23 protein-coding genes are annotated in these 24409 nt (G+C 63.7%); 14 read left to right on the forward strand and 9 right to left on the reverse strand.

The window, feature by feature from the left end; genetic code table 11:
• Positions 1–30: 30 nt before the first annotated feature.
• Positions 31–1383 carry an amino acid permease gene (locus tag ASF66_RS19470; protein WP_056845006.1) on the forward strand — a complete coding sequence of 451 codons (1353 nt, stop codon included), beginning with the start codon at positions 31–33 and terminating at the stop codon, positions 1381–1383.
• A 10-nt stretch (positions 1384–1393) separates the two neighbouring features.
• Here the strand turns inward: ASF66_RS19470 and ASF66_RS19475 are convergent, their stop codons facing one another.
• The 5 genes from ASF66_RS19475 to gatC form a co-directional block, all read right to left on the reverse strand.
• The gene (locus tag ASF66_RS19475) at positions 1394–2428 is read right to left on the reverse strand and encodes a calcium/sodium antiporter (protein WP_056845007.1); all 1035 of its coding nucleotides are present in this window, start codon (positions 2426–2428) and stop codon (positions 1394–1396) included.
• Between the two features lie 48 nt (positions 2429–2476).
• Positions 2477–2839, reverse strand: coding sequence for a septal ring lytic transglycosylase RlpA family protein (locus ASF66_RS19480; protein WP_056845008.1), 363 nt, complete (start codon positions 2837–2839; stop codon positions 2477–2479).
• A 134-nt stretch (positions 2840–2973) separates the two neighbouring features.
• Positions 2974–4419, reverse strand: a complete 1446-nt coding sequence (gene gatB / locus ASF66_RS19485) for an Asp-tRNA(Asn)/Glu-tRNA(Gln) amidotransferase subunit GatB (RefSeq protein WP_056845009.1) — start codon at positions 4417–4419, stop codon at positions 2974–2976.
• 11 nt (positions 4420–4430) lie between these two features.
• A complete protein-coding gene (gatA, locus tag ASF66_RS19490) occupies positions 4431–5882 on the reverse strand; it encodes an Asp-tRNA(Asn)/Glu-tRNA(Gln) amidotransferase subunit GatA (protein WP_056845010.1) in 1452 nt (483 codons plus the stop codon).
• Between the two features lie 16 nt (positions 5883–5898).
• A complete protein-coding gene (gene gatC / locus ASF66_RS19495) occupies positions 5899–6186 on the reverse strand; it encodes an Asp-tRNA(Asn)/Glu-tRNA(Gln) amidotransferase subunit GatC (RefSeq protein ID WP_043186652.1) in 288 nt (95 codons plus the stop codon).
• 205 nt (positions 6187–6391) lie between these two features.
• Between gatC and mreB the strand changes: the two genes are divergently transcribed.
• The 7 genes from mreB (at position 6392) to tldD (ending at position 16815) form a co-directional block, all read left to right on the forward strand.
• Positions 6392–7429: a rod shape-determining protein MreB gene (gene mreB, locus ASF66_RS19500; RefSeq protein WP_008371426.1), complete on the forward strand. Its 1038-nt coding sequence runs from the start codon at positions 6392–6394 to the stop codon at positions 7427–7429.
• Positions 7430–7565: 136 nt separating this feature from the next.
• Positions 7566–8630 carry a rod shape-determining protein MreC gene (mreC, locus tag ASF66_RS19505; protein WP_082484718.1) on the forward strand — a complete coding sequence of 355 codons (1065 nt, stop codon included), beginning with the start codon at positions 7566–7568 and terminating at the stop codon, positions 8628–8630.
• Positions 8630–9118, forward strand: coding sequence for a rod shape-determining protein MreD (gene mreD / locus ASF66_RS19510; protein ID WP_056845012.1), 489 nt, complete (start codon positions 8630–8632; stop codon positions 9116–9118). The genes mreC and mreD overlap by 1 nt, the downstream gene beginning before the upstream one ends.
• Before the next feature lie 36 nt (positions 9119–9154).
• The gene (locus ASF66_RS19515) at positions 9155–9742 is read left to right on the forward strand and encodes a Maf family protein (protein WP_056845013.1); all 588 of its coding nucleotides are present in this window, start codon (positions 9155–9157) and stop codon (positions 9740–9742) included.
• A 61-nt stretch (positions 9743–9803) separates the two neighbouring features.
• Entirely contained in the window at positions 9804–11261 is a 1458-nt protein-coding gene (gene rng / locus ASF66_RS19520) for a ribonuclease G (RefSeq protein ID WP_056845014.1), read from the forward strand.
• 64 nt (positions 11262–11325) lie between these two features.
• A complete protein-coding gene (locus ASF66_RS19525; protein ID WP_056845015.1) occupies positions 11326–15141 on the forward strand; it encodes a YhdP family protein in 3816 nt (1271 codons plus the stop codon).
• A gap of 231 nt (positions 15142–15372) precedes the next feature.
• Positions 15373–16815, forward strand: a complete 1443-nt coding sequence (tldD, locus tag ASF66_RS19530; protein WP_049860568.1) for a metalloprotease TldD — start codon at positions 15373–15375, stop codon at positions 16813–16815.
• 41 nt (positions 16816–16856) lie between these two features.
• On the opposite strand, the gene yjgA is transcribed toward tldD, so the two are convergent.
• Positions 16857–17378 (reverse strand): ribosome biogenesis factor YjgA, encoded by a 522-nt coding sequence (gene yjgA / locus ASF66_RS19535; protein ID WP_049860569.1) that lies wholly within the window; start codon positions 17376–17378, stop codon positions 16857–16859.
• Positions 17379–17486: 108 nt separating this feature from the next.
• On the opposite strand from yjgA, the gene pmbA reads away from it, so the two are divergent.
• The 6 genes from pmbA (at position 17487) to ASF66_RS19565 (ending at position 22715) form a co-directional block, all read left to right on the forward strand.
• Positions 17487–18833, forward strand: a complete 1347-nt coding sequence (gene pmbA, locus ASF66_RS19540) for a metalloprotease PmbA (RefSeq protein ID WP_056845016.1) — start codon at positions 17487–17489, stop codon at positions 18831–18833.
• 118 nt (positions 18834–18951) lie between these two features.
• A complete protein-coding gene (locus tag ASF66_RS19545) occupies positions 18952–19347 on the forward strand; it encodes a hypothetical protein (RefSeq protein ID WP_043186681.1) in 396 nt (131 codons plus the stop codon).
• Positions 19340–20716: a class II fumarate hydratase gene (locus ASF66_RS19550; protein ID WP_056845017.1), complete on the forward strand. Its 1377-nt coding sequence runs from the start codon at positions 19340–19342 to the stop codon at positions 20714–20716. Before ASF66_RS19545 ends, ASF66_RS19550 begins: the two co-directional genes overlap by 8 nt.
• Positions 20717–20746: 30 nt before the next feature.
• A complete protein-coding gene (locus ASF66_RS19555; protein WP_056845018.1) occupies positions 20747–21199 on the forward strand; it encodes a hypothetical protein in 453 nt (150 codons plus the stop codon).
• Between the two features lie 2 nt (positions 21200–21201).
• Positions 21202–21813: a superoxide dismutase gene (locus ASF66_RS19560; protein ID WP_049860574.1), complete on the forward strand. Its 612-nt coding sequence runs from the start codon at positions 21202–21204 to the stop codon at positions 21811–21813.
• A gap of 8 nt (positions 21814–21821) precedes the next feature.
• Positions 21822–22715 carry a ZIP family metal transporter gene (locus ASF66_RS19565; RefSeq protein ID WP_049860575.1) on the forward strand — a complete coding sequence of 298 codons (894 nt, stop codon included), beginning with the start codon at positions 21822–21824 and terminating at the stop codon, positions 22713–22715.
• Between the two features lie 70 nt (positions 22716–22785).
• Here the strand turns inward: ASF66_RS19565 and ASF66_RS19570 are convergent, their stop codons facing one another.
• From ASF66_RS19570 to ptsN, 3 genes are read right to left on the reverse strand one after another with little or no spacing between them, the layout of a single operon-like run.
• On the reverse strand, positions 22786–23058 hold the full coding sequence (locus ASF66_RS19570) for an HPr family phosphocarrier protein (protein WP_056845019.1): 273 nt from the start codon (positions 23056–23058) through the stop codon (positions 22786–22788).
• A gap of 16 nt (positions 23059–23074) precedes the next feature.
• Entirely contained in the window at positions 23075–23932 is an 858-nt protein-coding gene (gene rapZ / locus ASF66_RS19575) for an RNase adapter RapZ (RefSeq protein WP_056845020.1), read from the reverse strand.
• 2 nt (positions 23933–23934) lie between these two features.
• A complete protein-coding gene (ptsN, locus tag ASF66_RS19580; RefSeq protein ID WP_049860578.1) occupies positions 23935–24399 on the reverse strand; it encodes a PTS IIA-like nitrogen regulatory protein PtsN in 465 nt (154 codons plus the stop codon).
• Positions 24400–24409: the final 10 nt, after the last annotated feature.

Here is a 24409-nt window from a genome sequence, read left to right on the forward strand (position 1 = left end):
CGGCAAGCATTTACCCGCTAAGGAACCGCAATGGATGATCAATCCACCCCCGAAGGTCTGCATCGGGGTCTGAAAAACAGGCATATCCAGCTCATTGCTCTAGGCGGTGCCATCGGCACCGGCCTGTTTCTGGGCATTGCCCAGACCATCGGCATGGCCGGCCCTTCGGTGATCCTGGGCTACGCCATCGGCGGCCTCATCGCTTTCTTCATCATGCGTCAACTCGGTGAGATGGTCGTCGAGGAACCGGTCACCGGGACCTTCAGCCATTTCGCCAACCGCTACTGGAGTGGCCTGGCCGGCTTCATGTCCGGCTGGAACTACTGGGTGCTGTACGTGCTGGTGGGCATGGCCGAGCTGACCGCCGTGGGCATCTACATCAAGTACTGGTGGCCGGACGTGCCCACCTGGGCCTCGGCCGCGGTGTTCTTCGTGCTGATCAACGCGATCAACATGTTCCAGGTGAAGATCTATGGCGAGATGGAGTTCTGGTTCTCGTTGATCAAGGTGGCGGCCATCGTCAGCATGATCGGCTTCGGCGCCTGGATGCTGGCCACCGGCAATGGCGGGCCCGATGCCAGCGTCGCCAACCTCTGGCAATACGGCGGCTTCTTCCCCAACGGCATTGGGGGCCTGACCTTGGCCATGGCCGTGATCATGTTCTCCTTCGGCGGCTTGGAACTGGTCGGCATCACCGCCGCCGAAGCCGATGATCCCAAGCGCAGCATACCCAAGGCCACCAACCAGGTGATCTACCGCATCCTGCTGTTCTACGTGGGCGCCTTGACCATCCTGCTGTCGCTGTACCCGTGGCAGAAAGTGGTCGAGGGCGGCAGTCCGTTCGTGATGATCTTCCACGCGCTGGACAGCAACGTGGTGGCCACCGTACTCAATGTGGTGGTGCTGACCGCAGCGCTGTCGGTCTACAACAGCTGCGTCTATTGCAACAGCCGCATGCTGTTCGGCCTGGCGGTGCAGGGTGATGCACCCAAGACCTTGCTCAAGGTCAACCGCCGTGGCGTGCCCATGAAAGCACTGGGGATTTCCGCGCTGGCAACCGGCTTGAGCGTGCTCATCAACTACCTGATGCCAGGCGAGGCCTTTGGCTTGCTGATGGCGCTGGCCGTCTCTGCGCTGGTCATCAACTGGGGCATCATCAGTATCACGCACTTGAAGTTCCGCAAGGCCATGCGTGCCAGCGGTCATGCAACGTTCTTTCCGAGCTGGGGTTACCCGATCACCAACTGGGTGTGCCTGGCGTTCCTGGCAGCGATTCTGGTGATCATGTACATGACCCCAGGCATCCGTATTTCGGTGCTGTTGATTCCCGTATGGCTCGGGGTGCTGGCCGTGGCCTGGATGTTCAAGAAGCGTCAGGGGTAGGGCGCGTCGTTCAGTGCTGTCGACGCCAGGCGCGCAGGGTGCCCCAGAGCACCACTGCCGCCAGCACTGGCAGTACATAGAACAGCATCAGCTCTTCCAGTCTCGCCGCCAGTGGCATGCCCGTGGTGAAGGTCACCACATGCAGGCCATAGGCAGCGTAGAGCCCCAGCAGCACCAGCCCCTCGACCCGCGTGACGCGGTACCCGGAGTAGAACAGAGGCAGGCACAGCAGCGTGACGCCAAGCATGACCGGCAGGTCGAAATCCAGCGCATTGGGCGAAACGCTCAAGGGCGCTGGTGCCAGCACGGCGGTCAGGCCAAGCACACCCAGCAGGTTGAACAGATTGCTGCCGATCACGTTACCTACGGCTATCTCACGGTGACCGCGCAACGCGGCCACCAGCGAGGTGGCCAGCTCTGGAAGAGAAGTGCCGACGGCCACGATGGTCAATCCGATCACCCGATCCGACAGGCCGAAATCGGTGGCCAGTTCCAGCGCCGCTTCCAGCAACCAGTGGCTTCCGGCAACCAGCAGCAGCAAACCGCCGAGCATCATGCCCAGGCACTTGAGCCAGGGGGCGGTGCCCTGTGGCGTCGCCACCCGGCCCGGATGCCGCGACTGGCGCCACAGCATGCCCAGGTAGCCGACCAGGCCCAGAAGCAGGATGCCACCTTCCAGGCGCCCCAGTTGTTCGTTCCAGGCCAGTCCGAACACCAGCGCACTGGCGCCGATCAGCAACGGGATATCGAGCCGCAGCAGTTGCCGGGACACCCGCAACGGAATGATCAACGCGGACAACCCCAGAGTCACCAGCAAGCTGAAGATGTTGCTGCCCACCAGGCTGCCCACGGCGATGTCGGGCGTACCGACGAACGTCGCCTGCAGGCTGACCGCCAGCTGCGGCACACTGCTGCCCAGTGCCACGACTCCCAGGCCCACCACCAGCGGCCTGACCTTCAGCGCAGCCGCCAGGCGCACGGCGCCGCGCACCAGCCATTCGGCCCCGGCAATCAGCAGCAACAGCCCTGCGAACAATTGCAGCAAGGTGGGTCCGGGCAAGGTGGCGAGATTGAAAATGACGGCGGCTCCGAGTCAGTCTTGCAGGGTTTGCACGCGCACGCGAGCGGTGCCGCTGCGCAGCATGCCCAGTTTTTCTGCCGCGCCCTTGGACACATCGATCAAGCGCCCGCGTGATTGAGGACCACGGTCGTTGATCCGCACGATGACGTTGCGCTGGTTGGCCAGATTGGTCACCACCACTCGGGTGCCGAATGGTAGCTGGCGGTGGGCCGCAGTCAGGCCGTGCTGATCGAAGCGTTCGCCACTGGCCGTACGAGCGCCATGGTGGCGCGCGCCGTAATAGGAGGCGACCCCGTCACGGTCGTAACCACGCGGGTCAATGATGCCGTTCTGGCTGGCGCAACCGGCCAACAACGCAATCGCACCGGCACACACGACATGACGCCCAAATGAACAAGCCCCCCGTAGCAACGGTGCAAGCCGCGTCGGCGGTATCCCCGGTTCGTCTGATTCACCGCGCCGAGGCCGGACGCGGCTTGCGCCGCTGCTACAGGGGGTGTGCTGTTGCATCAGCCGGCCAGCTTGCTCTTGAGCAGCTCGTTGACCTGCTGCGGGTTGGCCTTGCCCTTGGACGCTTTCATGGCCTGGCCGACGAAGAAGCCGAACATCTTGCCGCGTTTGGCCTCGTCTGCCGCACGGTACTGTTCGACCTGCTCGGCGTTGGCGGCCAACACTTCGTCCAGAACCTTCTCGATGGCACCGCTATCGGTGACCTGCTTCAGGCCGCGCGCCTCGATGATCTGGTCGGCATCGCCTTCACCATTGGCCATGGCTTCGAAAACCATCTTGGCGATCTTGCCGGAGATGGTGTTGTCCCTGATGCGCTGCAGCATACCACCCAGTTGCGCCGCGCTGACCGGTGATTCCTCGATTTCCACGCCCTGCTTGTTCAGCAGGCTGCCCAGCTCGACCATGACCCAGTTGGCGGCCAGCTTGGCATCGCCGCAGCTGCCCACGACCTGCTCGAAGAAGTCAGCCTGCTCGCGGCTCGAAGCCAGCACGCTGGCATCGTACGCGGACAAACCAAATTCGTTCTGGAAGCGCTCGCGCTTGGCCGGCGGCAACTCGGGCAGGGTCGCCCGGGTGGTTTCCAGGAACGAATCCTCGATCACCACCGGCAGCAGGTCCGGATCGGGGAAGTAACGGTAGTCGTTGGCTTCCTCTTTGCTGCGCATGGCCCGTGTCTCGTCCTTGTTCGGATCGTACAGGCGGGTTTGCTGAACGACCTTGCCACCGTCCTCGATCAGCTCGATCTGGCGGGCGATCTCGCTGTTGATGGCGCGCTCGATGAAGCGGAACGAGTTGACGTTCTTGATCTCGCAGCGCGTACCGAACTCGACCTGGCCCTTGGGCCGGATCGAGACGTTGCAGTCGCAACGCAGCGAACCTTCGGCCATGTTGCCGTCACAGATGCCCAGGTAGCGGACCAGCGCATGGATCGCCTTGACGTAGGCCACCGCTTCCTTGGCGCTGCGCATGTCGGGCTCGGACACGATTTCCAGCAGCGGTGTGCCAGCTCGGTTGAGATCGATCCCGGTGCTGCCGCTGAAGTCCTCGTGCAGGCTCTTGCCGGCGTCCTCTTCCAGGTGCGCGCGGGTCACGCCGATGCGCTTGACCGTGCCGTCTTCCAGGGTGATGTCCAGGTGGCCCTTGCCGACGATCGGCAGCTCCATCTGGCTGATCTGGTAGCCCTTGGGCAGATCGGGGTAGAAGTAGTTCTTGCGCGCGAACACGTTGTGCTGGCCGATCTCGGCATCGATGGCCAGACCGAACATCACGGCCATGCGCACGGCTTCCTGGTTGAGCACCGGCAGCACGCCGGGCATGCCCAGGTCGACCAGGCTGGCCTGGGTGTTCGGCTCTGAGCCGAAGGTGGTGGAACTGCCGGAGAAAATCTTCGACTGGGTGGCGAGCTGGGTATGAATCTCCAGCCCGATCACGACTTCCCATTGCATGATGTTTCTCCTTAGAAGCCTTCAGGCGCGCGAGTGTGCCAGTCGGTGACTTGCTGGTACTGGTGCGCCACGTTGAGCAGGCGGCCTTCCTGGAAGTAAGGGGCCAGCAGTTGCACGCCGACCGGCAGACCATCGACGAAACCGGCCGGCATCGACAGGCCGGGCAGGCCGGCCAGGTTGGCGGTGATCGTGTAGATGTCTTCCAGGTAGGCGGCCACCGGATCGGCGTTCTTGGCCCCCAGTTTCCAGGCCGGGTTCGGCGTGGTCGGGCTGAGGATCATGTCGACGTCTTCGAAGGCGGCCATGAAATCGTTCTTGATCAGGCGGCGAATCTTCTGCGCCTGCAGGTAATAGGCGTCGTAGTAGCCGGCCGACAGGGCATAGGCACCGACCATGATGCGACGCTGCACTTCCGCGCCGAAGCCTTCGGCGCGCGAACGCTTGTACAGATCGGTCAGATCCTTGGGGTTCTCGCAGCGGTAGCCGAAGCGCACGCCATCGAAGCGCGACAGGTTCGAGGACGCTTCGGCCGGCGCGATCACGTAGTAGGCGGCGATCGCCTGCTGCATGTTCGGCAGGCTGATGTGCTTGATCACCGCGCCGAGTTTTTCCAGCGCCTGGATGCTGGCCTGTACCCTTTCGGCGATGCGCGGGTCGAGGCCGGCACCGAAGTATTCCTTCGGCACGCCGATGCGCAGACCCTGCAGGGAGTCGCCCAGGGTGGCGCTGTAGTCCGGAACCGGTTCATCGATGCTGGTGGAGTCCTGCGGATCGAAGCCCGCCATGCCTTGCAGGAGCAGGGCGCAGTCTTCGGCATTGCGCGCCAGCACGCCGGCCTGATCGAGGCTGGAGGCGTAGGCGATCATGCCCCAGCGCGACACCCGGCCGTAGGTCGGTTTGATGCCGGTGAGATTGGTGAAGGCGGCGGGTTGGCGAATCGAGCCGCCGGTATCGGTACCTGTGGCCACTGGTAGCAGACGCGCGGCCACGGCCGCAGCCGAACCGCCCGACGAGCCTCCGGGCACGTGCGCCAGGTTCCAGGGGTTTTTCACCGCACCGTAGTGGCTGTTCTCGTTGGCCGAGCCCATGGCGAATTCGTCCATGTTCAACTTGCCCAGTGTGACCGCGCCGGCCGCATTGAGCTTGGCCACCACGGTGGCGTCGTAGGGCGCCTCGAAGTTGTCCAGCATCCTGGACCCGCAGCTGGTGCGGATGCCCTGGGTGCAGAACAGATCCTTGTGGGCCAGCGGCACGCCCAGCAGGGCACCGCTTTCACCCTTGGCGCGGCGCACATCGGCGGCCTGTGCCTGGGCAATGGCGTGCTCGGGGGTGACGGTGATGAAGCTGTTGAGCTGCGGGTCCAGCTGGGCGATGCGCGCCAGCAGGGTGCGGGTCAACTCTTCGGCGGAAAATTTCTTGTCGGCGAGTCCGCGGGCGATCTCGGCCAGTGTCAGTTGATGCATGGCAGGCTCTTTCCCTTTACTCGATGACTTTCGGAACCAGGTACAGGCCGTTCTCGACCGCCGGCGCAATGGCCTGGTAGGCGTCGCGCTGGTTGCGTTCGGTCACCTGGTCGGCGCGCAGCCGCTGGCTCGCTTCCAGTGGGTGGGCCAGGGGCTCGATGCCGCGGGTGTCGACCGCTTGCATCTGGTCGACCAGGCCCAGAATGCTGTTCAGTGCTTCGATGGTGCGTGGCAGATCGGCGTCATTCAGGCCGAGACGGGCCAGGTGAGCGATCTTTTCCACGTCGCAGCGTTCAAGCGCCATGGGGGTCTCCGGTGGAAAATGAAATACGGCAGGGCCGTGGTTTTGGGGAACACAATCGCACTTTTGCGGTCATATGGCCGCGATCGAGTGCAGGCGTGCCCGGAAAAACAGCCAATTTAACATATTGGCGCCTTGCCCAAAATCCCCGCCGTTGTTAGAGTTTGCCGCACTTTTTTACCCACGCGTTGCCTAGGGTCCTTTTCCCATGTTCAAGAAACTGCGTGGCATGTTTTCCAGCGATCTTTCCATCGACCTGGGCACTGCCAACACCCTTATTTACGTGCGTGAGCGCGGTATCGTTCTGAATGAGCCATCGGTTGTGGCCATTCGGACCCACGGTAATCAGAAAAGTGTCGTTGCGGTCGGTACCGAAGCCAAGCGCATGCTCGGTCGTACCCCCGGCAACATCGCCGCCATTCGCCCCATGAAGGACGGCGTCATCGCCGACTTCAGCGTCTGCGAAAAGATGCTGCAATATTTCATCAACAAGGTGCACGAAAACAGCTTCCTGCAGCCCAGCCCGCGCGTGCTGATCTGTGTGCCTTGCAAGTCCACCCAGGTGGAGCGTCGTGCCATCCGTGAATCGGCGCTCGGCGCCGGTGCCCGCGAAGTGTTCCTGATCGAAGAACCCATGGCAGCCGCCATCGGTGCCGGTTTGCCGGTCGAGGAAGCGCGCGGTTCGATGGTCGTCGACATCGGCGGTGGTACCACCGAAATCGCCCTGATCTCGCTCAATGGCGTGGTTTACGCCGAGTCCGTGCGCGTGGGCGGCGACCGCTTCGACGAAGCCATCGTCACCTACGTGCGTCGCAACTACGGCAGCCTGATCGGCGAATCCACCGCCGAGCGCATCAAGCAGGAAATCGGCACCGCCTACCCTGGCGGCGAAGTGCGTGAAGTCGACGTGCGCGGCCGCAACCTGGCCGAGGGCGTGCCGCGCGCCTTCACCCTGAACTCCAACGAAGTGCTGGAGGCTCTGCAGGAGTCCCTGGCCACGATCGTGCAGGCGGTCAAGAGCGCGCTGGAGCAGTCGCCTCCGGAGTTGGCCTCGGACATCGCCGAGCGCGGCCTGGTGCTGACCGGTGGTGGCGCGCTGCTGCGCGACCTCGACAAGCTGCTGGCCCAGGAAACCGGCCTGCCGGTGATCGTCGCCGAAGACCCGCTCACGTGCGTGGCTCGTGGTGGCGGCCGTGCCCTGGAAATGATGGACAAGCACACCATGGATCTGCTCTCCAGCGAGTAACTTCGCGGGAAAGATTCCTGGGGCCGTTTACAGGTAGCGTCTTCGATGCTACCTGTATGCGTCCTGTACTTTCGATCCGGGCCGGTTTGCCGTCACATGAATGACCACATGAACATTTGCCTGGGAGGAGCGGCTTATTAAACCGCTTTTCACCAAGGGCCCCTCACTGGGCGTGCGCCTGTTGGTGCTGGTCGTGCTGTCGGTCGCGCTGATGGTGGTCGACGCGCGCTTCACCCTGCTCAAGCCCGTGCGCAGCGAAATGTCGCTGGTGCTGATGCGTGCCTATTGGGTCACCGATCTGCCACAACGTCTGTATGAAGGCGTTGCGAGCCAGTTTGGCAGCCGCACCGAGTTGTTGGCCGAAAACGAGAAACTCAAGACCGAAGCCCTGTTGTTGCAGGGTCGCCTGCAAAAGCTGGCGGCGCTGACCGAGCAGAACGTGCGCCTGCGCGAGTTGCTCAACTCCTCGGCGCTGGTGAACGAAAAGGTCGAGGTCGCCGAGCTGATCGGCATGGACCCGAATCCGTTCACCCATCGCATCCTGATCAACAAGGGCGAACGCGACGGTGTGGTGCTCGGTCAGCCGGTGCTCGACGCACGTGGCCTGATGGGGCAGGTGGTCGAATTGATGCCCTACACCTCGCGCGTGTTGCTGCTCACCGACACCACCCACAGCATCCCGGTGCAGGTCAACCGCAACGGCCTGCGCGCCATTGCCAGCGGCACGGGGAATCCCGAGCGCCTGGAATTGCGCCATGTAGCCGACACCGCTGACATCAAGGAAGGCGATCTGCTGGTCAGCTCGGGCCTGGGGCAGCGTTTCCCGGCCGGGTATCCGGTGGCCACGGTCAAGGAAGTTATCCACGATTCCGGCCAGCCGTTCGCCATCGTGCGCGCGGTGCCGACCGCCGCCCTGAACCGCAGCCGTTATCTGTTGCTGGTGTTCAGTGACAGCCGTTCGCCGGAGCAGCGCGCCACCGAGGCCGCGCAGGCTCAGGAAGCCGCCGATCGCCAAGGCGCGGCACCCGAAGCCAGCACTCCGACGACGCCAAGCACGGCGCCGGCTGCCGCTGCACCCGCATCCGCGACCCCCGCATCCGCTACCCCTGCTCACAGCACCGCACCGGCCGCCACCCCCGCGCACACGACCCCGGCGACGCCTTCGCGGTCCGCGCCGGCTACAACACGGGAGAGGCAATAATGGTGGGTACTCGCTCGCGCAATGGCTGGGTCATCTGGGTGACCTTCATCGTCGGCCTGTTGCTTTGTGTGTCGCCGATGCCGCAGTTCATGGAAGTATTGCGGCCGCTGTGGCTGGCCCTGCTGCTGGCCTACTGGACGCTCTCGGTACCGCACAAGGTGGGCATGACCACCGCCTGGGTCCTGGGGCTGGCGCAGGACGTGCTGTTCGGCACGCTGCTTGGGCAGAACGCGCTCATCCTCAGCCTCATCACCTTCCTCATCCTGTCCCTGGCCCAGCGCATGCGCATCTTCCCGATGTGGCAGCAGAGCCTGGTCATTCTCGTGGTCTTCGGCCTGGCGCAGTTGGTCCAGCTGTGGCTGAGTGCTTTGACCGGCAACCGTCAACCTACCCTGGCCCTGTTGCTGCCTGCGCTGATGAGCGCTTTGCTCTGGCCGTGGGTCAGCTACCTGCTGCGCGGCTTGCGCAAGCGCCTGGGCATCAACTGACGGGCCCGTGCGCGGCCCGACGCGGAGACGCCTCGCATGTCTACCCTGTACCTGGCTTCCAGCTCGCCGCGACGGCGTGAACTGCTGACGCAGATCGGCGTCCCGTTCACCGTGGTCAAGGCACCCATCGACGAAACGCCGCAGGCCGGTGAAGGCAGCTTTGCCTACGTACAACGCATGGCCGAAGAAAAGGCCCGCGCCGGCTGGCAGTCGCTGCCGCAGCCAGGCAGCGGTCATGTGCTTGGGGCAGACACGGCGGTCATCGCTCAAGGGCACATTCTCGGCAAGCCGCGCGACGAAGCCGATGCCTTGGCGATACTGGCGCTGTTGTCCGGCAGCACTCACGAGGTGATCACCACCGTGGCGCTGTTCGACGGTGCGCGCATGGACACCTGCACCGCGTCGGCGCGGGTCACCTTCCGCCCCATTGACGAGGCCGAGGCCCGTGCCTATTGGGCCAGCGGCGAGCCGGCGGACAAGGCGGGCGGTTATGGCATTCAGGGTCTGGGTGCAATATTCGTAGAAAAGCTCGAAGGCAGTTATTCTGCCGTCGTCGGTCTGGGTTTGTTCGAAACCGCGGCGCTGCTGCAACGCAACGGCATCGCCTGCTGGCAAGCGTCCTGAGAAGGGCCTTGCGGGCGCGTCATCGCCACTACAATAAAGACACCAGGAACGAGACCCAGCCATGAGCGAAGAGATTCTGATCAACATCACGCCGATGGAATCGCGCGTGGCCGTGGTGGAAAACGGTGTCCTGCAAGAGGTGCATGTCGAGCGCACTCAGCGTCGCGGCATCGTCGGCAATATCTACAAGGGCAAGGTCGTGCGCGTGCTGCCCGGCATGCAGGCCGCCTTCATCGACATCGGCCTGGACCGCGCCGCGTTCATCCACGCGTCGGAAATCTCCCTGCGCGAAGGCTCGAGCCTGGAAACCATCAGCGCCCTGGTCCATGAAGGACAAAGCCTGGTAGTGCAGGTCACCAAGGACCCGATCGGTTCCAAGGGCGCACGCCTGACCACCCAGCTGTCGATCCCTTCGCGCTACCTGGTGTACATGCCGCGCACCCGGCACGTCGGCATTTCCCTGAAGATCGAAGACGAGAGTGAGCGCGAACGCCTGAAGAAGGTGGTGGCCGACTGCGTCGAGAAAGAAGGGATCCAGGAAGTCGGCGGGTTCATCCTGCGCACCGCTGCCGACGGCGCCGGTGCCGAGGAAATCCTCATGGACATCCGCTATCTGCGCCGTCTGTGGGACCAGATCAATGCGCAGATCCAGACCGTCGGCGCCCCGACTGAAATCTACGAAGACCTGGGCCTGGGGCTGCGCACCTTGCGCGACCTGGTCAACCCGAAGATCGAGAAGATCCGCATCGACTCTCGGGAAACCTTCCAGAAGACCACCCAGTTCGTTGCCGAGCTGATGCCCGAAATCGCCGACCGCCTGGAGCATTACCCCGGCGAGCGCCCGATCTTCGATCTGTACGGTGTGGAAGACGAGATCCAGCGTGCCCTGGACCGCAAGGTGCCGCTCAAGTCCGGCGGCTATCTGGTGGTGGACCCGGCCGAGGCGATGACCACCATCGACGTCAACACCGGCGCTTTCGTCGGTCACCGCAACCTCGAAGAAACCATCTTCAAGACCAATCTGGAAGCGGCCACCGCCATCGCCCGGCAACTGCGCCTGCGCAACATCGGCGGGATCATCATCATCGACTTCATCGACATGGAAGATGAGGAGCATCAGCGTCAGGTTCTGCGCACCCTCGAGAAGCAGCTGGAGCGCGATCACGCCAAGACCAACATCATCGGCATCACCGAACTGGGTCTGGTGCAGATGACCCGCAAGCGCACCCGGGAAAGCCTCGAGCAAGTGCTGTGCGAACCCTGCATTTGCTGCCAGGGCCGCGGCAAGCTGAAGACCCCCGAGACAGTGTGTTACGAGATTTTTCGCGAGATCCTGCGCGAGGCCCGTGCCTATCAGGCCGAAGGCTATCGTGTGCTGGCCAATCAGAAAGTGGTCGACCGTCTGCTCGACGAAGAATCCGGCAATGTGGCCGAACTGGAAGCGTTTATCGGACGAACCATTCGCTTCCAGGTCGAGTCCATGTATTCCCAGGAACAATATGATGTGGTGCTGCTCTGAAACGGCCAGTGGAACGATTCTCGACCTGTAGGGCTGACACGGTACATCGCCGGAGCGTGCCTGCATGGTCCGTGTGAGTGCTGCGCTCGGGGGCTTGATCCGTTGGGCCCTGGCACTGTGCGCCGTGCTGCTGGTGTTGCTGGCGCTCTATGTCAGCCTGGGTCGGCAGTTGATTCCGTTGGTGGCCGAGTACGATGCTCAGATCGAGGCGCGTGCCAGCGAGGCGCTGGGCATGCAGGTGCGCATCGGCAGCCTGGAAGGCCGCTGGAACCGTCTGGCGCCAGTGCTGCTGATTCATGATGTGCAGGTGGGCGAGGGCAGCAACGCGCTGCGTCTCGATCAGGTCAAGGTGGTGCCTGACTTGTGGGGCAGTCTGTTGGCGCGTGCGGTGCGCATTGCCCATCTCGAGCTGGGCGGCGTGCAGCTCAGCGCCGTCGAGGACGCCACGGGCAAGTGGTCGGTCAAGGGCGTGCCCCAGCAACCGGATCAGGCCTTCGACGTGCAGCGCACGTTGCAGCAGATGCAACAGGTCGAGCAGTTGTCGGTGCTCGACAGCCAACTGACCCTGCAACCCTTCGAGCATGATCCACTGACCCTCACCTATGTCGGCCTGAGTCTGCGCACCGGTGACGAGCGCCAGCGTCTGGACCTGCGCCTGCACCTGCCCGACGGCCAGCCACTGGCGCTGAACGTCGAGGCTCAGGTACGCGCCGAACACTGGCGCGACGGCCGCGCCCAGGCCTACGCGAATCTGCCGCAGAGCGACTGGGCAAAGTGGCTGCCAAGCCGCTATACCCAGGGTTGGCAGCTTGACCAGTTCAAGGCGGGGGGCGAGGTTTGGGTGGACTGGGCAGACGCCAATGTCCAGCGAGCCGTGGTTCAACTCGATGCGCCGGCGTTCAAGGGCGCTTATGGCGACCACAAGCCGTATACCATCGCCGATCTCACGCTGAAGGCGTGGATGCAGCGCAACACCGACGGTTTCGACGTGAACCTGGGAACCCTCGCCATGACGCTGGACGGCAAGCCATGGCAGAGCCATCTGGCGCTGCAGCAGCGCGCGGCAACGCCGTCGAGTCAGGAGCAGTGGCGTGTGCAGGCCGATCGCCTCGACCTTACCCCGATCACGCCACTGCTCGACGCGCTGGCACCTCTGCCCAAACAGGTGGCGGCCATCGTCAACGGCCTGAACTTCACCGGCGTGGTGCGCAACCTTTCCCTCGACGTTCGTCCCAAGGCCACGGGTGCCGAGCGCCTGAGCTACGCCGCCAATCTGGAGAATGTCGGCTTCGATGCCTACTACGGTGCTCCAGCGGCAGACAATGTTAGTGGCAGTTTGATTGGCGACATCGGCCAAGGCGAACTGCGCCTGGACAGCGACAAGTTCATGCTGCACCTGAGTCCCATCTTCGAAAAGCCCTGGCATTACCTCAAGGCCAATGCCCGGCTGAACTTCAAGCTAGATGATCACGCTTTCACCCTGATCGCGCCGGCCATTCGTGTGCTGGGCGAGGAGGGCAAGATCGCGGCCGATTTCCTCATTCGCCTGCCGTTGCACCACGAGGCCGAGCCCTACATGGACCTGCGGGTTGGCCTGGTCGACGGCGATGGCGCCTACACCAGCAAATACCTGCCCAAGGTGCTCAGCCCGTCGGTCGACCAGTGGCTGCGTACGGCGATCAAACGCGGCGCGGTCGACCAGGGTTACTTCCAGTACCAAGGCTCGCTGGCCAGTGCAGCCGAGGCCCATTCGCGCAGCATCACCCTGTTTTTCAAGGTCCATGACGTGACCCTGGCCTTTCAGCCCGGCTGGCCGGAGGCGCGCAAAGTCGCAGGCAATGTCTACATCCAGGACGGCGATGTGCGCATCCTGGCCGACCGTGGGCAGATTCTCGACACCAAAGTCAGCGACGTGGCGGTCAGCGTGCCCCACGTGCCGGTCGGTCAGGACAGCCACTTGTTCGTGAACGGCAATTTCGACGGCGGTCTGGCCGACGGGTTGAAGATCCTGCAGACCGCTCCGATCGGTACCGCCGACATCTTCGCTGGCTGGCAGGGCGAGGGCCCGCTCAAGGGCAAGCTGGAACTCGACATCCCTCTGGTCAAGGGGCACGAGCCCAAGGTGGTGGTCGACTTCAGCACCCGTGCGGCGCGCCTGAAGATCAAGTCGCCCGAGCTTACGCTGAGTCAACTGGGCGGGACATTCCGTTTCGACTTCGACAAGGGCCTGAGTGGCGAGGGCGTCACGGCCCAGGCCTTCGATCAGCCGGTGAAGGCGCAGATCATGGCCGAGGGCAAGCCGGGCGCGCCGTTGACGCGCATCGTCGCCGACAGCCAGATCCCGGTGAAACGCCTGGTCGACTGGTTGCAGGTCAAGCAGGCCGTGCCGGCGTCCGGCGATATCGCCTACCAGTTGCAGCTCAAACTGGGCAGCGACAGCCAGCTTCGCGTCGACTCCGACCTCAAGGGCGTCGACATCGACTTGCCCGCACCCTTTGGCAAAGCGCGTTCCGTGGCCCGTCCCACGGCCTTCGTGATGAACCTGCAAGGCCGGGAGCGTCGTTTCGATGTTACCTACGCCGACATCGCCAGCTTCGCCTACGCCGCGCCGCCCAACGACCTGGCCAGCGGCCGCGGTGAATTGCTGGTCGGCGCCGGCACGCCGCAGCTTCCTGCGACCCAGGGCCTGCGGGTGCGTGGCGCGCTGCCGACCCTGGACCTGGAGCCGTGGCAGCAGCAGGCCGAGAACTACACGGGCGGCAATCCGAGTGGCACCGCCAGCCAGGTCATCAATGCCGTCGACCTGCAGATCGGCACGCTCAAGGGGTTCGGCCAGCAACTCGATCAGGCGCGGGTACAGCTCAACCGCAGCCCCAGCGCCTGGCACCTCGCTGTGGCCAGCCAGCAAATCACCGGCAAGGTCGATGTGCCCGATGGCAAGGCGACCCCGATCAATGTCGACCTCGACACCGTGCGCTTGCCGCCGGTCGATCCGAACGCGGTCAAGGCCGACAACCCGGTCGAGGCGCCCGATCCCCTGGCCAATGTCGATCCGCGCAAGATACCGGCGGTCAATGTCAGGATTCGCCAGCTGTTGCAGGGTTCGGAACTGGTCGGCAGTTGGTCGTTGAAGCTGCGCCCGACCGCCCGTGGTGTCGCCCTCAACGACCTCGACCTGGGGCTCAAGGGCTTGATGCTGCAAGGTGCGGCGACTTGGGAAGGTGCCCCCGGAGCGTCCAGCACCTGGTTCCGCGGGCGGCTGCAGGGCAAGAACCTGGCCGACGTGCTCCAGGCCTGGAAATTCGCGCCCACCGTGACCAGCGAATCGTTCCACCTGGATGCTGACGGCCGCTGGCCCGGTTCACCAGCCTGGGTGGGGCTCAAGCGTTTTTCCGGCAACCTGGACGCGACCCTGCGTGACGGCCAGTTCGTCGAAGTCGAAGGCGGTGCCCAGGCCCTGCGCGTGTTCGGTCTGCTCAACTTCAATGCGATCGGTCGCCGTCTGCGCCTGGATTTCTCCGATGTGCTGGGCAAGGGTTTGAGCTACGATCGAGTCAAGGGCCTGCTGGTGGCCAGCGAAGGGGTGTACGTGACGCGAACCCCGATCACCCTGCGCGGCCCCAGCACCGACATCGATCTGGACGGTACCCTGGACATGGTGCGCGACGGCGTCAACGCCAAGGTGCAGGTCGCCTTGCCGATCACCAACAGCCTGCCGCTGGCTGCGGTTCTGGTGGGCGCGCCGGTGGTCGGCGGCGCCCTGTTCGTGGTGAACAAGCTGCTCGGCGACCGCGTGGCGCGCTTTGCCAGTGTGCAGTACCGCATCGAGGGTTCGTGGAAGGATCCGCAGATGACCCTGGTCAAGCCTTTCGGTGGCTGAAGGGGCGGTTGCCTTGGCTGTGTATCGGACGGCTGGGCCAGGCCGGGTATTGAAAACGTGTCGGGGCGGACGCATGTAGTGTTCATCCGTCACCGACACCCGCATCGCGAGCATCCATTTGCGCAGACCGCCTCGCGGCCTGCGAGCACCTACTGACGCAGTGCCGCCAAGCGAACTGCGAGCACCTATCCCGCAGCGCGCGACGCGCCCTGCGAACAGCGCGGAGTAAATATGAGCCAGATGTTATCCACCGTCAGCGACCACCTGCTGGCCCCCGGCGGCCTCACGCTCGACAGCCTGCAATCGGTGCTGGGCGAGTTGGCCGGCCCGGGCATCGACGCGGCCGACCTGTATTTCCAGGGTCAGATTTCCGAGTCTTGGGCGCTGGAAGACGGCATCGTCAAGGAAGGCAGTTTCAACCTCGATCAAGGCGTGGGCGTACGCGCCCAGTCCGGGGAAAAAACCGGCTTCGCCTACAGCAACGCGATCACCCAGGATGCGCTGGTCCAGGCCGCGCGCGCGGCGCGCTCTATCTCCCGCGCCGGGCAGAATGGCCGCGTGCAGGCCTTCAGCAGTCCGGTGGTCAGCCAGCTGTACGGTCCGGACAACCCACTGGAAGTGCTTACCCGCGCCGAAAAAGTCGACCTGCTCAAGCGTGTCGATGCCGCCACCCGTGCACTGGATCCGCGTATCCAGCAAGTCACCGTGAGCATGGCCGGGGTCTGGGAAAGAATTCTGGTCGCGGCCGCTGATGGCAGTCTGGCGGCGGACGTGCGGCCACTGGTACGTTTCAACGTCAGTGTCATCGTCGAGCACAACGGTCGTCGCGAGCGCGGTGGCCATGGCGGTGGTGGACGTACCGACTACCGTTATTTCCTCGCCGAAGACCGCGCCATGGGCTATGCCCGCGAGGCGCTGCGCCAGGCTCTGGTCAACGTCGAAGCGGTGGCGGCACCGGCGGGCACCATGCCCGTGGTGATGGGCGCCGGCTGGTCTGGCGTGTTGCTGCACGAAGCGGTCGGGCATGGTCTGGAAGGCGACTTCAACCGCAAGGGCAGTTCGGCCTACAGCGGTCGCGTCGGTGAGAAGGTGGCGTCGAGCCTGTGCACCATCGTCGACGATGGCACGCTGGCCGGGCGTCGCGGCTCGCTGAGCGTCGATGACGAAGGTACGCCGACCCAGTGCACCACCTTGATCGAAAATGGCGTGCTCAAGGGCTACATGCAGGACAAGCTCAACGCACGGCTGATGGGCGTCGCCGCCACCGGCAACGGTCGTCGCGAATCCTATGCGCACCTGCCCATGCCGCGCATGACCAACACCTACATGCTGGCGGGCGAGAGCGATCCGGCCGAGATCATCGCTTCGGTGAAGAAAGGCATCTACTGCGCCAACCTTGGCGGTGGACAGGTGGATATCACCAGCGGCAAGTTCGTCTTCTCGACCAGCGAAGCCTACCTGATCGAAGACGGCAAGATCACCACGCCAGTCAAGGGCGCGACGTTGATCGGCAATGGTCCGGAGGCGATGAGCAAGGTGTCGATGGTCGGCAACGACCTGGCACTGGACAGTGGCGTGGGCACCTGTGGCAAGGACGGCCAGTCGGTACCGGTCGGTGTCGGTCAGCCCACCTTGAAGATCGATGCGATCACGGTGGGCGGTACCGGCGCCTGAAGCGGGTGACGGGCAAGCCGGATGGCCTGCCCGCGGGCCTGTCAGCGCAGGCCGCGTTGGGTTTCGTCCAGCTCGCGGATGTACTTGAAGATCTTGCGCGTGGTGGCGGGCGGCTTGTTGTGAGCCGTTTCGTGCTGGGCCTGGCGAACCAGGTTGCGCAGGTGCTGGCGGTCGGTTTCCGGGTACTCGGCGAAGAACGCCTCCAGCACCTGGTCCGGGCCCGCTACCAATCGATCGCGCCAACGCTCCAGGTTGTGGAAACGTTCGTTGTACTGCCGGGTGGAGGCGTCCAGTTGATCGAGCAGCACCAGAATCGCCTCGATGTCCTGGTCGCGCATCAGCTTGCCGATGAACTGGATGTGACGTTTGCGCGCGATGTGCGCCGTGTGCTTGGAGGCGTCGCCCAGTGCCCGCCGCAGAGCGTCGGTCAGGGGCAGGCGATCGAGCATGTCCGGCTTGAGCGTGGTGAGCCGCTCGCCCAGATCGGTCAGCGCATGCAGTTCGCGCTTGACCTGAGTTTTGCTTTTTCCCTCGTCGAGGGAGTCGTCGTAAGAATCAACCATGGGGGCCGTCCGCAAATAAACGCCGCCATGATAACCAGTCGGGGGCCGCTTGTCTGGCCCGGCCGTAGATCGGCCCGCGCCGAAACCCGAATTTGAGTGGAGAACACCATGAACGCACCCCAGAGCGTCGGCCCGCAGGCACTGCCCGTCCTGCAGGAGCAAGTGCAGCAGATCATCGACGAAGCCAAACGCCAGGGCGCCAGTGCCTGTGAAGTGGCGGTTTCGTTGGAACAGGGCCTGTCCACGTCGGTGCGTCAGCGCGAGGTGGAAACTGTCGAGTTCAACCGCGACCAGGGCTTTGGCATCACGCTGTACGTTGGCCAGCGCAAGGGCTCGGCCAGCACTTCGGCCAGCGGTCCACAGGCCATTCGCGAAACCGTCGCCGCGGCGCTGGCGATCGCCAAGCACACCTCCGAAGATGAAAGTTCGGGCCTGGCCGACGCCGCCCTGATGGCGCGCGAGCAGCCGGACTTCGACCTTTACCACGCCTGGGACATCACGCCCGAGCAGGCCATCGAAAAGGCCCTGGCCTGCGAAGCGGCCGCCTTCGATGCCGAACCCCTGATCAAGAACGCCGACGGCACCACGCTCAACACCCACCAGGGCTGCCGCGTGTATGGCAACAGCCATGGTTTTATCGGCGGCTATGCGTCGACCCGGCACAGCCTGAGCTGCGTGATGATCGCCGAGGCCAACGGTCAGATGCAGCGTGACTACTGGTACGACGTCAATCGTCAGGGCGAATTGGTCGCCGATCCCGTTGCCATCGGTCAGCGCGCCGCACAGCGGGCTGCGGCCCGATTGGGCGCACGTCCGGTGCCGACCTGCGAGGTACCGGTGCTGTTTTCAGCCGAGCTGGCTGGGGGCTTGTTCGGCAATTTCCTGGCCGCCGTTTCCGGGGGCAATCTGTATCGCAAGTCCTCGTTCCTGGAAGGGGCGATGGGGCAGCGCCTGTTCCCCGAGTGGCTGACTCTGGACGAGCGTCCGCACCTGATGCGTGCCATGGGCAGCGCAGCGTTCGACGGCGATGGCCTGGCCACCTACGCCAAGCCGTTCGTGGAGAACGGTGAACTGGTCTCCTATGTGCTCAGTACCTATTCGGGGCGCAAGCTGGGCCTGCCCAGCACCGCCAACTCCGGTGGCGTGCACAACCTGTTCGTGACCCATGGCGACGAAGACCAGAAAGCGCTGCTGCGGCGCATGGGGCGTGGCTTGCTGGTCACCGAGCTGATGGGCCACGGCCTGAACATGGTCACTGGCGACTACTCGCGCGGTGCTGCCGGATTCTGGGTCGAAAATGGCGAGATCCAGTTTCCGGTCCAGGAAGTGACCATTGCCGGGAACATGCGCGACATGTTCAAACAGATCGTCGCCGTAGGCAACGATCTGGAGCTGCGCAGCAACATTCGCACAGGCTCGGTCCTGATCGAGCGCATGACAGTCGCCGGCAGCTGATCCTACCGCCGGTCCGTCGCGGCCGGCACGGTTTGCAGCACAGGTGCCTACATGGGCGCTTGTGTTGATTCTCAATATCAATCAATAATAAAACTCATTCCGGCAAAAAGGTGCGCCGATGAGTTCTGCCGTTCACGAATTCGCCCATCTGGAAAACTGGCATTGGCTCGGCCTGCAAATCCGTTGCGCGCTGGCGCCCGACGAGCCGCGACTCATCGAACACTACCTCGCCCAAGGCCGCTACCTGGCGCGCTTTACCCCGACTTCTTCATGGTCCGTGGCTCACGGCACCTTTCGCCTGATGCTCGCAACCGCCCTCGATCAAGCCCTGCCGTGGCACTGGCGCAGCCTGTGTCTGGACCAGGCCTGGCGGCCCTTGCGTGACCTGCGCAATTGCGCGGCACAGCCAGCCCAGGTCCGCCAGTGGCAGGACTGCGCCCATCAGCTGGCGCGCTGCGAGCTGCTGCCTTCGATTCCACTCACTGATCTGCTGCAAGGATATTGCGATGAGTAACACCCGTATCGAGCGTGACAGCATGGGCGAACTGCAGGTACCGGAGGCGGCCCTGTATGGCGCCCAGACCCAGCGGGCCGTCGACAATTTTCCGATCAGCCGGCAGCGCATGCCGACCCAGTTCATCCGCGCGCTGATTCTGGCCAAGGCCGCTGCGGCCAAGGCGAATGTCGAGCTTGCGCAGATCAGCGCCGGCCAGGGCGATGCCATCGTGCGTGCCTGCGAACAACTGCTGGCCGACGACTTCATGCAGCACTTTCCGGTCGACATCTATCAGACCGGCTCTGGCACCAGCTCCAACATGAATGCCAACGAGGTCATCGCGACCCTGGCGGGCCGCCTTGTCGACGAGCCGGTCAATCCCAACGACCACGTCAACTGCGGCCAGAGCAGCAACGACATCATTCCCACCAGCATTCACGTGAGCGCTGCGCTGGCCGTGCATGAACAACTGCTGCCTGCGCTGCGGCACCTGGTGCAGGTCACCCAGACCAAGGCCGAGCAGGTTCACGCCTTCGTCAAGACCGGCCGCACGCACCTGATGGATGCCATGCCGGTGCGCATGAGCCAGGTGCTGCATGGCTGGGCTGCGCAGATCCAGGCCAACATCGACCACCTGCAAGCGCTGCAGCCTGCCTTGCAGGCGTTGGCACAGGGCGGCACGGCGGTGGGCACCGGGATCAACGCGCATCCGGAGTTCGCCCGGCGTTTCTGTCATCACCTTGGCGAGCTGACCGGTGTCGAGTTCACCCAGGGCGACAACCTGTTCGCCCTGATCGGCTCGCAGGACACCGCAGTGGCCGTGTCCGGCCAGCTCAAAGGCACCGCCGTCACCCTGATGAAGATCGCCAACGACTTGCGCTGGATGAACTCGGGGCCACTGGCCGGCCTGGGTGAAATCGAACTCGAGGCCTTGCAACCGGGTTCCTCGATCATGCCGGGCAAGGTCAACCCGGTGATTCCCGAGGCGACCGCCATGGTGGCGGCGCAGGTCATCGGCAATGACGCGGCGATCGCCATCGCCGGTCAGTCCGGCAATTTCGAGCTCAATGTGATGCTGCCGATCATTGCCCACAACCTGTTGTCCAGCATCGAACTGATGGCCAATGCCAGTCGTCTGCTGGGCGACAAGGCGATCGCGACGTTCAAGGTCAACGAGGCCAAGCTCAAGGAAGCGCTCGGGCGCAACCCGATTCTGGTGACGGCACTCAATCCGATCATCGGATATCAGCAGGCTGCCCAGATTGCCAAGCTAGCCTACAAGGAAGGTCGGCCGATCATCGACGTCGCGCTGGAGCACACCGACCTGAGCCGCGAGCAGCTCAGCGACCTGCTCGACCCGGAAAAGCTCACGGCCGGCGGTATCTGACCGCTCGGCGACTGCTGGGAGACCTGCGCCATGCAGCACTGGAAACGTATCACGGAGACGGCCAACGCCTGCTTTGTCCGGGGCGAGCTGATCGATGCGCGCGAACACTACCTGCAAGCTCTCGCTTGGGCTCAGGTGTTGTTCGAACGCTGGGCGGATGTCGACGAAGCGGTGGCCGCGTGCGTCATTTCCCATCACAACTTGGCTGACCTGCATCTGCAACTGCATCAACCCGAAGAAAGCGCCGAATACCTGTGCGCCATCCATGAACGTTTGTTGCGTGCGGCGCAGGACCCCCGGCTGCGGCCAACGCTGCGCGAGGCCGCCCTGCGTCATGCCGGCAAGACCTACGCCGAGCTGCTCGGCTTCACTCGCCAGCATGGCGAATACCCCCGTACCCACCGGTTGCTGTGTGGCGCCGCCGACATCGACGTCGCGCCAGCGGTCACGCAATCTGATCACCTTCCCTACGGAGTTCACTGAAAATGCCCTATACCTTGCCCGCCCTGTCGTATGCCTATGACGCCCTGGAGCCGCACATCGATGCCGCGACCATGGAGATCCACCACACCAAGCATCACCAGACCTACATCACCAACGTCAACGCCGCCATCGAAGGTACCGAGTACGCCGAATGGCCGGTGGAAAAGCTGGTGGCCTCGGTCAAGCAGCTGCCGGAAAACCTGCGTGGCGCCGTCACCAATCACGGTGGCGGGCATGCCAACCACAGCCTGTTCTGGGAAGTCATGTCGCCCAATGGCGGCGGTCAGCCCCAAGGCAGCGTTGCCCAGGCCATCGATGCCGAACTGGGCGGGTTCGACGCCTTCAAGGAAGCGTTCACCAAAGCTGCCCTGAGTCGCTTCGGCAGCGGCTGGGCCTGGCTCAGCGTCACGCCGGAGAAGAAGCTGGTGGTGGAGAGCAGCGGTAACCAGGACAGCCCCTTGATGAATGGCAACACGCCCATCCTGGGGCTCGATGTCTGGGAGCATGCCTACTACCTCAAGTATCAGAACCGTCGGCCGGAATACATCAATGCGTTCTACAACGTGGTCGACTGGGCCAATGTCGAGAAGCGCTACCAAGCCGCGTTGAGCTGAGTCTGGCCATGGGATCACAGACCTTCGCGCTGGCCAGTGTTCGCCGTTTTCGTCTGGCACTGGGCACGGTGTTGCTGCTGGCCGGCGCAGCCCTGCTGGTGGGCGAGCTGCTGGACTGGCTCGACCTCGAACCGCGCATCCTGCGCGCACTCGAGGGCGGTGCCATCTGCGCCTTGGGCACCGCCCTGGGCGCGGTTCCGGTATTGGTCATCCGCAGCATGCCCGTCGCGGTGGCCGATACATTGCTGGGTTTCGGCGCTGGCGTGATGCTCGCCGCCACCGCCTTCTCGCTGATCATCCCCGGCCTGGATGCGGCAGCGGCGATCGGCTTCTCGCGCTGGGGTGCCGGCGCCCTGATGAGCCTGGGCATCATGTCCGGAGCTTTCTGCCTGTACCTGGTGGACAGGAGGGTATCCGGCGTTACTCCGGATTACCTGGTGGGCACGACGCAACAGCCGGTGATCCCGGCACGCATCTGGATCTTCGTGATTGCCATCATCGCTCACAACATCCCGGAAGGCATGGCCATCGGCGTTTCGGCAGGCGGCGGCATGCACGACGCCGACAGCCTGGCGATGGGCATTGCCTTGCAGGATGTGCCTGAAGGGCTGGTGATCGCGCTGGTTCTGGCCGGGGCCGGCATGGCGCGCTACAAGGCTTTCCTGATTGGTGCCGCATCCGGGCTGGTGGAGCCGGTGTTTGCGGTACTGTGTGCCTGGCTGGTACGCATGGGCGAGCTGCTGCTACCTCTGGGCCTTGCCTTTGCAGCCGGCGCCATGCTGCTGGTCGTGACCCACGAAATCATTCCCGAATCACGCAGCAACGGCCATCACAAGCTGGCAAGCCTGGGCCTGTGTGTCGGTTTCTGTCTGATGATGGTCATGGACACAGCGTTGTCTTGACTCTGGTACCTGGGTGGCGGAGGGCTCGATGGCCGCCACCCAGGTCCCGCCTCTCGGCTGCTGGCCTGGCTTACTCGCCTTCGTCGAACTTGTCGTTGATCAACTTGACGATGGCGTCCAGCGCTTCCTGATCCTGCTCGCCTTCGGTGTGCAAGTGAACGGTGGTGCCTTTGCCGGCTGCCAACATCATCACACCCATGATGCTCTTGCCATCGACCAGTGACTCTGGCGTGCGACCCACACGCACCTGACAGGGATAGCGCCCAGCGACGCCGACGAATTTTGCCGCGGCGCGGGCGTGCAGGCCGAGCTTGTTGATGATTTCTACTTGGAGGGCGGGCATTGCGCGGGGGATCCTTTCAGCTGAGGTCGCGATGGCGAACCTGGACGTTCTTGAGCGACTGCTGCAGCAATCGGCCCAGGCGCTCGGTCAAGTATACCGAGCGATGATGCCCGCCTGTACAGCCAATGGCGATCGTGACGTAGGCGCGGCTGCTGGCAGCAAAGCGGGGCAGCCATTTGAGCAGGTAAGAGGAGATGTCCTGATACATCTCTTCGACGTCCGGCTGCGCTGCCAGGTATTCGGCGACCGGCGCATCGAGCCCGGACTGATCGCGCAATTCCGGCTTCCAGTACGGGTTGGGCAGGCAGCGCACGTCGAACACCAGGTCGGCGTCTATCGGCATGCCACGCTTGAATCCGAACGATTCCACCAGAAACGCGGTGCCCGGCTCCGGCTTGTTCAGCAGCCGCACCTTGATGGCGTCGCGCAACTGGTAGAGGTTAAGGCTGGTGGTGTTGATCTTGAGATCGGCCAAGTCGACGATAGGCCCGAGCAAATCGCTTTCCACCCGGATGGCTTCGGCCAGCGAGCGGTTGCTGTTGCTCAGAGGGTGTCGACGTCGGGTCTCGGAGAAGCGCTTGAGCAGCGTTTCTTCGTCGGCGTCCAGGTACAGGACATCGCATTGGATGTGCTTGGCGCGCATTTCAGCCAGTAACTGCGGAAAGCGTGACAGGTGGCTGGGCAGGTTACGCGCATCGATCGATACCGCCACCTGGGGCTGCGCCAGTTCGGTATGGATCAACGCACGCTCGGCCAGTTCGGGCAGCAGCCCAGCCGGCAAGTTATCGATGCAATAGAAACCGTTGTCTTCGAGAACATCCAGGGCAGTGCTCTTGCCTGAGCCTGAGCGGCCACTGACGATGATCAAACGCATGGTTAACGACCGTTCTGTTCGTCCAGTACCACTTGGTACAAGGCTTGATTGCTGGGCGCCGAACGCAGTCTTTCGCGCACTTCCTTGCGATCGAGCATGCTGGCGATCTGGCGGAGCAATTCCAGGTGCGCATCGGTAGCCGCTTCGGGCACCAGAAGCACGAATAGCAGGTCGACGGGGGCGCCATCGATTGCGTCGTAGTCGATCGGCGCGCTCAGGTGAACGAGGGCGCTGACCGGCGTATCGCAGCCCTTGAGCCGGCAATGCGGTATGGCGATGCCGTTACCGAATCCGGTGGAGCCCAGTTTTTCACGGGCAATGAGCGCTTCGAACACGGTTTGGGTGTCGAGCGATGGCACTTCACGACCGATCAGGTTGGCGATCTCTTCGAGTGCTTTCTTCTTGCTGCCGCCCGGCACGTTCACACGTGAACGGCCGGGGGTCAGGATGGTTTCTAATCGGATCATGGGTGGGGAG

Origin of the sequence: Pseudomonas sp. Leaf129 (assembly GCF_001423465.1) — a bacterium.
GTDB lineage: Bacteria > Pseudomonadota > Gammaproteobacteria > Pseudomonadales > Pseudomonadaceae > Aquipseudomonas > Aquipseudomonas coleopterorum.